The organism is Enterobacter sp. HSTU-ASh6, from assembly GCF_026319105.1.
Taxonomy (GTDB): domain Bacteria; phylum Pseudomonadota; class Gammaproteobacteria; order Enterobacterales; family Enterobacteriaceae; genus Enterobacter; species Enterobacter sichuanensis.
The window spans coordinates 36,125-49,330 of sequence record NZ_WSPD01000018.1; the positions used below are offsets into that span (position 1 = coordinate 36,125).

The 13,206-nt window shown below is 55.8% G+C and carries 12 protein-coding genes; 10 read left to right on the plus strand and 2 right to left on the minus strand.

Annotated elements, in window-relative coordinates; translation table 11 throughout:
- Positions 1–13 precede the first annotated feature (13 nt).
- From GM298_RS18850 to yiiM, 5 genes are all read left to right on the plus strand, one after another.
- Entirely contained in the window at positions 14–1,009 is a 996-nt protein-coding gene (locus GM298_RS18850) for a LacI family DNA-binding transcriptional regulator (protein WP_266155051.1), read from the plus strand.
- A 104-nt stretch (positions 1,010–1,113) separates the two neighbouring features.
- Positions 1,114–3,237 (plus strand): alpha-galactosidase, encoded by a 2,124-nt coding sequence (locus GM298_RS18855; protein ID WP_266155052.1) that lies wholly within the window; start codon positions 1,114–1,116, stop codon positions 3,235–3,237.
- Positions 3,238–3,281: 44 nt separating this feature from the next.
- The gene (locus GM298_RS18860; protein ID WP_266155053.1) at positions 3,282–4,547 is read left to right on the plus strand and encodes an MFS transporter; all 1,266 of its coding nucleotides are present in this window, start codon (positions 3,282–3,284) and stop codon (positions 4,545–4,547) included.
- 162 nt (positions 4,548–4,709) lie between these two features.
- Positions 4,710–5,330 carry a superoxide dismutase [Mn] gene (gene sodA / locus GM298_RS18865; RefSeq protein ID WP_003861999.1) on the plus strand — a complete coding sequence of 207 codons (621 nt, stop codon included), beginning with the start codon at positions 4,710–4,712 and terminating at the stop codon, positions 5,328–5,330.
- Positions 5,331–5,400: 70 nt separating this feature from the next.
- On the plus strand, positions 5,401–6,075 hold the full coding sequence (gene yiiM, locus GM298_RS18870; RefSeq protein ID WP_047959724.1) for a 6-hydroxyaminopurine reductase: 675 nt from the start codon (positions 5,401–5,403) through the stop codon (positions 6,073–6,075).
- Positions 6,076–6,178: 103 nt separating this feature from the next.
- On the opposite strand, the gene cpxA is transcribed toward yiiM, so the two are convergent.
- Entirely contained in the window at positions 6,179–7,552 is a 1,374-nt protein-coding gene (gene cpxA, locus GM298_RS18875) for an envelope stress sensor histidine kinase CpxA (protein WP_025758806.1), read from the minus strand.
- Positions 7,549–8,247 (minus strand): envelope stress response regulator transcription factor CpxR, encoded by a 699-nt coding sequence (gene cpxR, locus GM298_RS18880; RefSeq protein ID WP_025758808.1) that lies wholly within the window; start codon positions 8,245–8,247, stop codon positions 7,549–7,551. Before cpxR ends, cpxA begins: the two co-directional genes overlap by 4 nt.
- Positions 8,248–8,397: 150 nt before the next feature.
- On the opposite strand from cpxR, the gene cpxP reads away from it, so the two are divergent.
- From cpxP to GM298_RS18905, 5 genes are all read left to right on the plus strand, one after another.
- On the plus strand, positions 8,398–8,904 hold the full coding sequence (gene cpxP / locus GM298_RS18885) for a cell-envelope stress modulator CpxP (protein ID WP_025758810.1): 507 nt from the start codon (positions 8,398–8,400) through the stop codon (positions 8,902–8,904).
- A 154-nt stretch (positions 8,905–9,058) separates the two neighbouring features.
- Positions 9,059–9,952, plus strand: a complete 894-nt coding sequence (fieF, locus tag GM298_RS18890) for a CDF family cation-efflux transporter FieF (protein ID WP_023333865.1) — start codon at positions 9,059–9,061, stop codon at positions 9,950–9,952.
- 174 nt (positions 9,953–10,126) lie between these two features.
- Positions 10,127–11,089, plus strand: coding sequence for a 6-phosphofructokinase (pfkA, locus tag GM298_RS18895; protein ID WP_014172210.1), 963 nt, complete (start codon positions 10,127–10,129; stop codon positions 11,087–11,089).
- Between the two features lie 217 nt (positions 11,090–11,306).
- Positions 11,307–12,296 carry a sulfate ABC transporter substrate-binding protein gene (locus GM298_RS18900; RefSeq protein ID WP_025758814.1) on the plus strand — a complete coding sequence of 330 codons (990 nt, stop codon included), beginning with the start codon at positions 11,307–11,309 and terminating at the stop codon, positions 12,294–12,296.
- 107 nt (positions 12,297–12,403) lie between these two features.
- Entirely contained in the window at positions 12,404–13,147 is a 744-nt protein-coding gene (locus tag GM298_RS18905; RefSeq protein WP_266155059.1) for a CDP-diacylglycerol diphosphatase, read from the plus strand.
- The last annotated feature ends 59 nt before the right edge of the window (positions 13,148–13,206 follow it).

Here is a 13,206-nt window from a genome sequence, read left to right on the forward strand (position 1 = left end):
GATACGGAAAATCATGTCGCTTAAAGCTATTGCTAAAGAACTGGGGCTGTCTGTCACCACCGTCAGCCGTGCGCTTAACGGGTATGATGACGTCTCCGCCGAGACGCGCGCCCGCGTGGAAGCGGAGGCCCAGCGCCGTGGCTATCGACCAAATACGTTGGCCCGCCGCCTGAAGATGGGCAAAATTGACGCCGTCGGGCTCGTTTTTCCGGTGCATCCTGTTCCGCTCAATAACAGCGTTTTTATGGACATGGTCGGCGAAATTAGCCACGAACTGGCACGACATGAAATCGACTTACTGCTCATCGCCGATGATGATCTGGCGGACAAGCACAGCTATATGCGCATGGTCCAAAGCCGGCGCGTGGATGCGCTGATTGTGGCGCATACGCTGGATCACGATCCGCGTCTTGAGCAACTTCAGGCCGCCGGGTTCCCGTTTCTGGCGCTCGGGCGCAGCCAGCTGCCGCAGCCGTATGCGTGGTTCGATTTCGACAACTATGCCGGCACGTATCACGCCACCCGCTGGCTGATTGAGAAAGGGCATCAACGCATTGCGCTACTGGGCGAAAGCAACAATCAGGCATTTATCACCCAGCGTCGCCAGGGCTATCTGGACGCGTTACGGGAAGCCGGGCTGTCCAGCGAGTGGCTGCGCGCCATGCCCCCTTCGCGCCGCATGGGGTATGCCACCACGAAAGCGCTGCTCGCTCTGCCGCAGCCTCCCACGGCCATCATTACCGACTGCAACACCCACGGCGACGGCGCGGCAATGGCCCTGGCGCAGATGGGACGCCTTACTGGCGAAAACGCCGTCTCGCTGGTGGTCTACGACGGCTTACCCCAGGACAGCATTGTTGATATCGACGTGGCGGCAGTGATCCAGTCAACCCGTCAGGGCGTCGGGAAGCAGATTGCCGATATGGTGCGCCAGTTGATTAATGGCGACGATATCGACGCGCTTCAGGTGCTCTGGCAGCCGGAATTCTTCCCGGGCCAGACGGCTTAAATCTCGTAAAATTCCAAACCCGATCACAGATCCGAAACGTTTTGGTTTGTATCCGAAACGTTTCGGATCAACACTCAGGTCATTCCGATGACAGGAGATGTCTGATGCACGATCCCATTTTACGACTTGTAAGCGACACGGTAGACGTGGTGATTAAAACGCACCCGTTTGCAGAAATTCTCTACTGGGGGCCGCACCTTCACCACTTTTCGCCGCAGGATGTCGCTACGCTCGCACGTCCGGTGGCCAACGGCAGGCTGGACGTTGATTCTCCGGTCACGCTGATGGCTGAACTGGGGCACGGCCTGTTTGGATCGCCCGGCATTGAGGGGCACCGGCAGGGGCTGGACGGTTCCCCGGTTTTCACCACCACGGACGTACAGCAGCAGGGACAAACCCTGACAATTACGGCAGAAGATGAACATGCGGGCCTGCGCCTGACCAGCGAAATGGCGCTGGATGCCAGCGGCGTGCTGGCGGTGCGTCATGGCTTAACCAACCTGAAATCCCAGGCGTGGCAGGTGGACCGTTTCGCCGTCACGCTGCCGGTCGCTGAGCGAGCGCGGGAGGTGCTGGCCTTCCACGGACGCTGGATCCGTGAATTTCAGCCGCACCGCGTCATGCTTGAGCACGACAGTTTCGTGATTGAAAATCGCCGGGGTAAAACGTCCCACGAACACTTCCCGGCGCTGATTTCGGGTACGCCATCGTTCAGTGAAATGCACGGCGACGTCTGGGGTGTGCATCTGGGCTGGAGCGGCAACCACCGCCTGCGCGCGGAAGCGAAAACCGATGGTCGCCGTTATATTCAGGCCGAAGCGCTCTACCTGCCGGGTGAGGTGGCGATTGAAGAGGGCGACATGCTCTGGACGCCGCGCCTGTATGCCAGCTACTCCGCGCAGGGACTGAACGGCATGAGCCAGCAGTTCCACCGTTACCTGCGCGACAACGTCATCCGCTTTCCGGAAAACAAACCGCGTCCTGTCCACCTCAACACCTGGGAGGGGATCTACTTCAGTCACGACCCGGACTACATCATGCGTATGGCCGACGAGGCCGCAGCGCTGGGCGTGGAACGCTTTATCATTGACGACGGCTGGTTTAAAGGCCGCAACGACGATCGTGCCGCGCTGGGTGACTGGTATCTGGACGAAAAAAAATACCCTGATGGCCTGACGCCGGTGATCAACCACGTCAAACAGCTTGGCATGGAGTTTGGCATCTGGGTTGAGCCGGAGATGATTAACCCCGATTCTGACTTGTATCGCGCGCACCCTGACTGGGTTCTGGCGCTGCCAGGCTACCCCCAGGTGACCGGGCGACACCAGCTGGTGCTTAACCTGAACATTCCGGACGCGTTTGATTACCTGCTGACGCGCATGAGCTGGCTGCTGGGCGAGCATGCGGTCGACTACGTGAAATGGGACATGAATCGCGAGCTGGTGCAGCCGGGACATAACGGCAAAGCCGCGGCCGACGCTCAAACCCGTCAGTTTTATCGTCTGTTAGACGTGCTGGGCGAACGCTTCCCGCACATCGAATTCGAATCCTGCTCCTCTGGTGGTGGACGAATCGATTATGAGGTCCTGACCCGCTGCCACCGCTTCTGGGCGTCCGACAATAACGATGCGCTGGAGCGAAACACTATCCAGCGCGGTATGAGCTATTTTTTCCCGCCGGAAGTGATGGGCGCGCATATCGGTCATCATCAATGTCATGCCACCTTCCGCCAGCACAGCATTGAATTCCGCGGTTTGACGGCGCTGTTTGGCCATATGGGGCTGGAGCTGGATCCACTCACCGTGGATGAGAAAGAGCGCGAGGGATATCGTCACTATGCCGCCTTGCACAAGCAGTGGCGTGAGGTGATCCATCGCGGTACCCAGTGGCGCGTGGATATGCCGGACGCCACCACGATGGCGCAGGGCATCGTGAGCGAAGATAAGACGTACGGACTGTTTATGGTCAGCCAGCTCGCGATGCCGGATTACACCCTGATGATGCCGCTGCGCATGCCGGGGTTAGAAGCCAGCGCGCAGTACCGCATCACGCTGCTCGATCACCCGAATATTCAGATTACAGGTGAGGGTGGGCACACCATGCGCAGGCTGCCGGCGTGGATGGACGCGCCGCAAACGGTGAGCGGTGAGTGGCTGATGCAGGCAGGGATTGCGCTGCCGATTCTGGATCCGGAAACCGCCATTCTGATTGGCGTGGAACGCGTGTAAGGGTGACGGGCCGGAGACCCGGCCCTCCGTTGAGGACAAAAATAATGAACACAACAACCTGTACCCACAAAGACAACCCTAACTTCTGGATTTTCGGGCTGTTCTTCTTTCTCTACTTCTTCATCATGGCCACCTGCTTTCCGTTCCTGCCCATCTGGCTGTCGGACATCATCGGGCTAAACAAAACCCATACCGGGATTGTTTTCTCCTGCATCTCGCTGTCGGCTATCGCCTTCCAGCCGGTGCTGGGGGTGATTTCGGACAAGCTGGGGTTAAAAAAACATCTGTTGTGGATTATCTCCGTGCTGCTGTTTCTGTTTGCCCCCTTCTTCCTGTACGTTTTCGCACCGCTGCTGAAAACCAATATCTGGCTGGGTGCGCTGAGCGGCGGGCTGTACATCGGCTTTGTTTTCTCGGCGGGATCGGGGGCGATTGAGGCCTATATCGAACGCGTAAGCCGCAACAGCTTCTTTGAATACGGCAAGGCGCGCATGTTCGGCTGTCTTGGCTGGGGGCTGTGCGCCTCAACGGGGGGCATCCTGTTCGGCATCGATCCGTCGTATGTCTTCTGGATGGGTTCGGGGGCGGCGCTGCTGTTGATGCTATTGCTGGTGGTCGCGAAGCCGAAGCCCAACCAGACGGCGCAGGTAATGAACGCCCTGGGCGCCAACCAGCCGCAGATTACAGCCAGAACCGTCTTTAACCTGTTTCGCCAGCGCAGAATGTGGATGTTTATCCTGTACGTGATTGGCGTGGCCTGCGTCTATGACGTCTTCGACCAGCAGTTTGCCACCTTCTTCAAAACCTTCTTCGCGACGCCTCAGGAGGGAACCCGCGCTTTTGGTTTTGCGACGACGGCCGGGGAAATTTGTAACGCCATCATCATGTTCTGCTCGCCGTGGATCATTAACCGTATCGGCGCGAAAAACACGCTGCTGATCGCCGGGGTGATAATGGCGACGCGCATTATCGGCTCGTCATTTGCCACCACCGCTTTAGAAGTGATTGCCCTGAAGATGCTGCATGCGCTGGAGGTGCCGTTCCTGCTGGTGGGGGCGTTCAAATACATCACCGGGGTGTTTGACACCCGTCTGTCGGCCACTATCTACCTGATTGGCTTCCAGTTTGCCAAGCAGTCGGCGGCGATTTTCCTTTCTGCCTTTGCCGGTAATATGTACGACCGAATCGGCTTCCAGGAGACGTACCTGATGCTGGGCTGTTTCGTGCTGGCGATTACGGTGGTGTCAGCCTTTACGCTGAGCAGCAGGCGTGAGATTGCGGCAGGCAATAAGGCGGTAGAAGTCCATTAACGTCCTGATCCCATTCACCCTTTTAGCTTTGGTCAGAAAATGAATAACCTTATAAAAACTACGGCATTGATAATCATTTTCAATATCATTTAATTAACTATAATGAACCAACTGCTTACGCGGCATTAACAGCTGTGCCGCCCGACAATAATGGAGAGGATTATGAGTTATACACTGCCATCCCTGCCGTATGCCTACGACGCACTGGAACCGCATTTCGACAAGCAGACGATGGAAATCCATCACACTAAACACCACCAGACCTATGTGAACAACGCGAATGCTGCGCTGGAAAGCCTGCCAGAGTTCGCTAACCTGCCTGTTGAAGAGCTGATCACCAAGCTGGACCAGCTGCCAGCAGACAAGAAAACCGTTCTGCGCAACAACGCTGGCGGTCACGCGAACCACAGCCTGTTCTGGAAAGGCCTGAAAACCGGTACCACTCTGCAGGGCGACCTGAAAGCGGCTATCGAGCGCGATTTTGGTTCCGTTGACAACTTCAAAGCGGAATTCGAAAAAGCTGCTGCCACCCGTTTCGGCTCTGGCTGGGCGTGGCTGGTACTGAAAGGTGACAAACTGGCCGTGGTTTCTACCGCTAACCAGGACTCCCCGCTGATGGGTGAAGCGATCTCTGGCGCATCCGGTTTCCCAATCCTGGGCCTGGACGTGTGGGAACACGCTTACTACCTGAAATTCCAGAACCGTCGCCCGGACTACATCAAAGCGTTCTGGGACGTGGTGAACTGGGACGAAGCAGCAGCGCGTTTCGCCGCGAAAAAATAAGGTTGCATTGACGCCTGTGAGAAGCGAGTCTGATGACTCGCTTTTTTTGTATCTGCAGAAAGGAGCAGCGATGCATTATCCGGTGAATGTATTTACAGGCAAGGTAAGGGAGTACGACGGCAGCCGCCCGAGCGCCATCGCCAAAATTCAGGTCGACGGCGAGCTGATGTTAACCGACCTCGGACTTGCGGGTGACGAGCAGGCCGAAAAGAAAATCCACGGCGGACCCGACCGCGCGCTGTGTCACTACCCGCGCGAACACTATCAGCACTGGAGAACCGAGTTCCCCGAGCAGGCGGACCTCTTTGTCGCCCCCGCGTTTGGCGAGAACCTCTCCACCGAAGGGCTGACCGAAAAGAACGTGTTTATTGGCGATATCTACCGCTGGGGCGATGCCCTGATCCAGGTCACCCAACCGCGCTCGCCGTGCTTCAAGCTCAACTACCATTTCGGCATTCATGACATGTCCGCTCAACTGCAAAACACGGGTAAAACCGGCTGGCTGTACCGGGTGGTGCTGGCGGGGCAGGTGTCAGCGGATGCGCCGCTGGAACTGGCATCACGTCTGAGTGAGGTGTCTGTTTATGACGCCTGCGCCATTGCCTGGCATATGCCGTTTGATGACGAGCAATATCATCGCCTGCTGTCGGCGGCGGGATTATCGACCAGCTGGACAAGAACGATGCAGAAGCGGCGTTTACACGGCAAGATCGAAGATAATTCGCGGAGATTGTGGGGGAAATAACGGCACCCCTCACCCTAACCCTCTCCCCAAAGGGGAGAGGGGACGGCTCGGTGCGGTCTTTTCACCCTCGCCCCTTTGGGGAGAGGGCCGGGGTGAGGGGGGATTACGAACGCTTATACAACGGCAGCCACAGCGTTAACCGCAACCCGCCCAGCGGGCTGTCGTCGGCTTTCACCCAGCCACGGTGTTGCTGCATGGCGGTTTCCACAATCGCGAGGCCTAATCCCGTACCGCCGGATTCACGGTCGCGCGCCTCGTCGGTGCGGTAGAACGGACGGAAAATCTGTTCGCGGTCTTCCGGGCTGACGCCAGGACCGTCGTCATCCACAATAACGGTAATCCCGTCTTTATCCACCGAGAAGGCGACCTCAATCTTCGTGTGCGAGTAGCGCAGGGCGTTACGCACGATATTCTCCAGCGCGCTTTCCAGCGTGTTGGGGTTACCATACAGCGGCCATGGCCCCGGCGGGAAGTTGACGGTGAAGGATTTGCCCATCTGTTCCGCTTCAAATGCCGCGTTATCCAGCACTTCATGCCACAGGTGATTGGCTTTCACCGTTTCGCTCACCAGCGCGTTTTTCTGCTGATTGCGCGACATGACCAGCAGGTCGTTGATCATACTGTCCAGACGCTGGGCTTCCGTCTCGATGCGCTCCAGCTCTTTACTCTCACCGCTGCGGCGACGCAGCAGCGCGGTGCCAAGCTGCAAGCGCGTAAGCGGAGTTCGCAGTTCGTGTGAGATATCAGACAACAGACGTTGCTGGGCCGTCATCATGCGATCGAGGGCGCTGACCATCTGGTTAAAACTGGTTCCGGCGGCAAGAAACTCCTGCGGTCCGGCTTCCAGTTCGGGGTGTTGTCGCAGGTTACCCTGCGCCACTTCATCGGCGGCATTTTTCAGCTTACGGGCTGGTTTTGCCAGGCTCCACGCCAGCCATAACAGCAGCGGCGAGCTGACGAGCATCGTCACAATCAGCAGCAGGAGAGGACGGTCAAACAGCAGGTTGATAAAATCGGACTGGGAGTTGCTCGCCGGACGGATCAGGTAGAGCTGATAATTGTCCTCCCCGTCTCTGACGGAGAAAGGCCCCACCATCTCTACGCGGCCATATTTCTTCTTCTGGGGGTGATCGGCGTTATCCGCCTGACCAATGAAGTTGCGGATGATCTGCATTTCGTTGCGATCGGCCCCAATCACGCGGCCTTCGCTGGTGACCAGCAAAAGGCGTTGTCCGGGCGGAGCCCACTTGTCGATAGCGCGAAACAGCCTGCGCCACCACATCAAATCGTTTGGCGGATCGTTTGCCAGCTCGGCTTCCACGTGCTGCTCGATCATCACGCCCTGACGTTGCTCGCTGTCGAGAAGCTCCGTCATCTGGCGTGAGTCGAGTTTTGGCAACATCAGTACGAGCATTAAAACCAGTGCCAGCGTCAGCCAGAAGATGGCGAAGATGCGGGCGGTTAAGCTTCCAATCATGAAGCGGAAACCATCAGATAACCGCGACCACGCAGGGTTTTAAACCATGGGTGACCGTCTTTACGCTCCGGCAGCTTACGGCGCAGGTTAGAGATGTGCATATCAATGGCGCGGTCAAACGGGGTGAGGCGTTTGCCCAGCACTTCCTGACTCAAATGTTCACGCGATACCACCTGGCCGAGGTGCTGCGCCAGCAGATACAGCAGGGTGAACTCCGTACCGGTCAATTCCAGCGTCTGGCCATCGAAGCTCGCTTCCTGACGGCCCGGGTTCAGGCTCAGGGAGTCCACTTCCAGGGTCGGTGAGCTGTTCTCGGTATTTTGCTGCTGCTCGCTCCAGTGGGAACGACGCAGGATAGCGCGAATACGGGCAACCAGTTCACGGTCGTTAAACGGCTTGGGTAAATAGTCATCCGCGCCCAGCTCCAGGCCGAGTACGCGGTCAAGTTCGCTGCCGCGCGCGGTCAGCATGATAACGGGGGTCTGGTGTGTCTGGCGAAGCTCTTTCAACGTATCGATACCGTTTTTCTTCGGCATCATGACGTCGAGCAAAAGTAAATCGATGCTGTCGTCAAGGAGACTCAGCGCCTGCTCGCCATCATGGGCAACCAGGACGTTGAAACCTTCCATGTCGAGCAACTCCTTTAAAAGGGATGTGAGCTCTCGGTCATCATCAACTAACAGGATTTTATTCATTGTTTAAATACCTCCGAGGCAGAAATTACGACATCAAGGCTGTCTAATCCATGACTTTACGTTGTTTTACACCCCCTGACGCATGTTTGCAGCCTGAATCGTAGACTGTCTCTCGTTGAATCGCGACACGAAAGATTTTGGGAGCAAGTGATGCGCAAAGTTACCGCTGCCGTCATGGCCTCAACGCTGGCGTTCAGTGCGTTTAGCCAGGCTGCTGTAGCTATCATCAGCGATAACGGTTCCTCACAAGAGGACACAACGCAGCACAGTAGCCAGAGCCATATGTTTGACGGCATAAGTTTAACCGAACATCAGCGTCAACAGATGCGAGATCTGATGCAGAGGGCACGACACGACCAGCCCCCTGTTAATGTTAGCGAAATGGAGACAATGCATCGCCTTGTCACCGCAGAAAATTTTGACGAAAGCGCTGTACGCGCTCAGGCCGAAAAAATGGCACAGGAACAGGTTGCTCGCCAGGTTGAAATGGCGAAGGTCCGCAACCAGATGTTCCATCTGCTAACGCCTGAGCAGCAAGCGGTTTTGAACACCAGACATCAGCAGCGAATGGACCAGCTGCGTAAGGTTGCACGGATGCAGCGAAGCTCAGAAACGACGTTTTTCAGTAGCAATAGCAGTACCCGAAGTAACCAGTAAACCCTGTTTTCCTTGCCATAGACACCATCCCTGTCTTCCCCCACATGATGTGGGGGTTTTTTTTTGCCCCGTATTCTGATTTGTTAACCGTTTATTCATCCTTAGACCCCTCCTGCTTCCGTTATACTAGCGGCATGACATGACAGGAGCGTTTATGAATCAATCCTATGGAAGACTGGTCAGCCGGGCCGCCATCGCGGCGACCGTCATGGCATCCAGCCTGTTACTGATTAAAATCTTTGCCTGGTGGTATACCGGCTCGGTCAGTATTCTGGCGGCGCTGGTAGACTCGCTGATGGACATTGCCGCCTCGTTGACCAACCTGCTGGTGGTGCGCTACTCGCTGCAGCCGGCGGATGAAGAGCACACCTTTGGGCACGGTAAAGCGGAGTCGCTGGCTGCGCTGGCGCAAAGTATGTTCATTTCCGGGTCTGCGCTGTTCCTCTTTTTAACCGGTATTCAGCACCTCGTCTCGCCGACGCCGATGAACGATCCCGGCGTAGGGGTGGTGGTGACGGTCGTTGCACTTATATGCACACTTGTTCTGGTAACGTTCCAGCGCTGGGTGGTTCGCAAAACGCAAAGCCAGGCGGTACGGGCAGATATGCTTCATTATCAATCTGATGTTATGATGAATGGGGCTATTCTTATTGCGCTCGGTCTGGCCTGGTATGGCTGGCATCGGGCCGATGCGTTGTTTGCGTTAGGGATTGGCATCTATATTTTATATAGCGCTTTGCGGATGGGGTATGAAGCGGTGCAATCACTGCTTGACCGCGCCCTCCCGGACTCAGAACGCAATGAAATTTTTTCTATCGTGACCTCCTGGCCTGGTGTCAGCGGTGCACACGATCTGCGAACGCGGCAGTCAGGGCCGACCCGCTTTATTCAGATTCATATTGAAATGGAAGACAACCTGCCACTGGTTCAGGCTCACGTTATTGCTGAGCAGGTCGAGCAGGCGATATTGCAGCGTTTTCCTGGTTCAGACGTCATCATTCACCAGGATCCCTGCTCGGTTGTACCCGGACATGTTGGGCTTTCGTAATTCGTTGTAAAAAAGTGAGCCAGGCCGGCATTTTGTGTATAAATTACCGCCATTTGGTCTGACCTGAATCAATTCAGCTGGAAGGGATTGATATACTATTTGCAGTATTCGTTGGTCGATAAGTTTCTTCCGGCAACAGATTTCAATTTTGCATTCCTAAGTTCAGAGGTAGTCATGATTAAGAAAATCGGTGTGTTGACAAGCGGCGGTGATGCGCCGGGCATGAACGCGGCAATTCGTGGGGTTGTCCGTTCAGCGCTGACGGAAGGTCTGGAAGTTTTTGGTATCTATGATGGTTACCTGGGTCTGTATGAAGACCGTATGGTACAGCTCGACCGTTACAGCGTGTCTGACATGATCAACCGTGGCGGTACCTTCCTTGGGTCTGCGCGCTTCCCGGAATTCCGTGACGAACACGTGCGTGAAGTGGCTATCGAGAACATGAAGAAACGTGGCCTGGACGCCCTGGTGGTTATCGGTGGTGACGGCTCGTACATGGGTGCAAAACGTCTGACGGAAATGGGCTTCCCATGCATCGGTCTGCCAGGCACCATCGACAACGATATCAAAGGCACTGACTACACCATCGGTTACTTCACCGCGCTGGGTACCGTTGTGGAAGCGATTGACCGTCTGCGTGACACCTCTTCTTCTCACCAGCGTATCTCTATCGTTGAAGTGATGGGGCGTTACTGTGGTGACCTGACCCTGGCCGCGGCGATTGCGGGGGGTTGTGAATTCGTGGTGGTTCCGGAAGTGGAATTCAGCCGTGAAGATCTGGTGGCTGAAATTAAAGCGGGCATCGCGAAAGGAAAAAAACACGCGATCGTGGCCATCACCGAGCATATCTGTGACGTTGACGAGCTGGCGAAGTACATCGAAACCGAAACCAAACGTGAAACGCGCGCAACTGTACTGGGTCACATCCAGCGCGGTGGTTCCCCGGGTCCTTATGACCGTATTCTGGCGTCACGTATGGGCGCGTATGCTATCGAACTGCTGCTGCAGGGTCACGGTGGCCGCTGCGTCGGTATTCAGAACGAAAAACTGGTTCACCACGACATCATCGACGCCATTGAAAACATGAAGCGTCCGTTCAAAGGTGACTGGCTGGACTGCGCGAAAAAACTGTACTGATCGGCGTTTGTATTGTGCCGGGTGGCGGCTTCGCCTTACCCGGCCTACAAAAGCACGGTTCGTAGGCCCGGTAAGCGAAGCGCCACCGGGCTTTTTTGTCCGCAGAGTTTGTCTTTTTATTCCTCAAAGTTATAGCCAATCTTTTTTTATTCTTTAATCCTCGATTCCGTTTCTGGCACGCTGCAATCATCAAAACACTACACAAGAGAGCTGGGCGATGAATAAATGGGGCGTGGGTTTAACATTATTGCTGGCATCGACCAGCGTTCTGGCTAAGGACATCCAGTTACTGAACGTGTCATACGACCCGACGCGTGAGCTGTACGAGCAATACAACAAAGCGTTTGCGGCGCACTGGAAGCAGGAAACCGGCGACAACGTGGTAGTTCGCCAGTCTCACGGTGGGTCCGGTAAACAGGCGACCTCCGTCATCAACGGTATTGAAGCCGACGTGGTGACCCTCGCGCTGGCCTACGATGTCGACGCTATTGCCGAGCGTGGCCGCATCGACAAAAACTGGATCAAACGCCTGCCGGATAACTCCGCACCATACACGTCGACCATTGTTTTCCTCGTGCGTAAAGGCAACCCAAAACAGATCCACGACTGGAACGACCTGATCAAACCTGGCGTGTCAGTGATCACCCCGAACCCGAAAAGCTCTGGCGGCGCGCGCTGGAACTACCTGGGTGCGTGGGGCTACGCACTGCATCACAACAATGGCGACCAGGCCAAAGCGCAGGAGTTCGTAAAAGCGCTGTATAAAAACGTTGAGGTGCTGGACTCCGGCGCGCGTGGCGCCACCAACACCTTCGTAGAGCGTGGAATTGGCGACGTGCTGATTGCATGGGAAAACGAAGCCCTGCTGGCCACCCACGAACTGGGCAAAGATAAATTCGAGATTGTGACCCCAAGCGAGTCGATTCTGGCTGAGCCGACCGTCTCTGTTGTCGATAAGGTGGTTGAGAAAAAAGATACCAAAGCGGTGGCAGAAGCTTACCTGAAGTATCTCTACTCACCAGAAGGGCAGGAAATTGCGGCGAAAAACTTCTATCGCCCACGCGATCCGGCGGTGGCGAAGAAATACGAAACCGTCTTCCCTAAACTGAAACTCTTCACCATTGATGACGTGTTCGGTGGCTGGACGAAAGCGCAGAAAGAGCACTTCTCTAACGGCGGCACCTTCGACCAAATCAGCCAGCGCTAAAAATCAATCAATGACACGGTAACCCGGCGTGAGAAATCCGCCGGGTTTTTTATTTGGTCATCATTTTGCGTTACTCTTTTGCCTCTATCGAAAACAGGGAACGCGTTGTGAAAAAAATCATCTTACTGATCCTGATTGTTATCGCCCTTGTCGCGGGTGGCGTGTACTGGATGAAAGCGGGTAATCCGAATGCGTTGCGACATATCGTTCTCGACCAGTGTGTGCCGAATCAGCTCCAGCACCGTAATCCGGCGCCGTGTGCGCAGGTGAAAACAGATGCAGGCTACGTGGTGTTTAAAGACCGCAACGGACCGCTGCAGTATCTGCTGATGCCAACCTACCGCATCAACGGCACCGAAAGTCCGCTGTTGACCGAACCTCATACGCCGAACTTTTTCTGGCTGGCCTGGCAGTCGCGAAGCTTTATGACCCTGAAGCGCGGATCCGAGGTACCTGACAGCGCCATTTCGCTGACGATTAACGCCCCGACGGGCCGTACGCAGAATCATTTTCATATTCATATCTCCTGCCTGCGCCCGGACGTGCGCGAAAAGATCAATGCGGCTCAGGGAGAAATCACCACCCAGTGGCTCCCGTTCCCGGGTGGGCTGGAAGGGCATGAATATCTTGCTCGTCGGGTGACGGAGAATGAGCTGGTCCAGCGCAGCCCGTTTATGATGCTGGCAGAAGAAGTGCCCGAAGCGCGTGACCATATGGGGCGCTTCGCGCTGGCGATGGCGCAGCAGTCGGATGGTTCGTTTGTTTTGCTGGCGACGGAGCGCAACCTGCTGATGCTGAACCGCGCATCGGCAGAGGAATTGCAGGATCATCAATGCGATATCCTGAAGTAACCCCACCATAAATAGCGTTTACTCAACCTGCCTGTCGCCGTAGACTTGCTGAAAAATTC

What these genes read in the sequence shown, in the direction of transcription:
- GM298_RS18850 (WP_266155051.1), top strand. Translation starts at nt 14, where the DNA reads ATGTCGCTTAAAGCTATTGCTAAAGAACTGGGGCTGTCTGTCACCACC.
- GM298_RS18855 (WP_266155052.1), top strand. Translation starts at nt 1,114, where the DNA reads ATGCACGATCCCATTTTACGACTTGTAAGCGACACGGTAGACGTGGTG.
- GM298_RS18860 (WP_266155053.1), top strand. Translation starts at nt 3,282, where the DNA reads ATGAACACAACAACCTGTACCCACAAAGACAACCCTAACTTCTGGATT.
- sodA (WP_003861999.1), top strand. Translation starts at nt 4,710, where the DNA reads ATGAGTTATACACTGCCATCCCTGCCGTATGCCTACGACGCACTGGAA.
- yiiM (WP_047959724.1), top strand. Translation starts at nt 5,401, where the DNA reads ATGCATTATCCGGTGAATGTATTTACAGGCAAGGTAAGGGAGTACGAC.
- cpxA (WP_025758806.1), bottom strand. Translation starts at nt 7,552, where the DNA reads ATGATTGGAAGCTTAACCGCCCGCATCTTCGCCATCTTCTGGCTGACG.
- cpxR (WP_025758808.1), bottom strand. Translation starts at nt 8,247, where the DNA reads ATGAATAAAATCCTGTTAGTTGATGATGACCGAGAGCTCACATCCCTT.
- cpxP (WP_025758810.1), top strand. Translation starts at nt 8,398, where the DNA reads ATGCGCAAAGTTACCGCTGCCGTCATGGCCTCAACGCTGGCGTTCAGT.
- fieF (WP_023333865.1), top strand. Translation starts at nt 9,059, where the DNA reads ATGAATCAATCCTATGGAAGACTGGTCAGCCGGGCCGCCATCGCGGCG.
- pfkA (WP_014172210.1), top strand. Translation starts at nt 10,127, where the DNA reads ATGATTAAGAAAATCGGTGTGTTGACAAGCGGCGGTGATGCGCCGGGC.
- GM298_RS18900 (WP_025758814.1), top strand. Translation starts at nt 11,307, where the DNA reads ATGAATAAATGGGGCGTGGGTTTAACATTATTGCTGGCATCGACCAGC.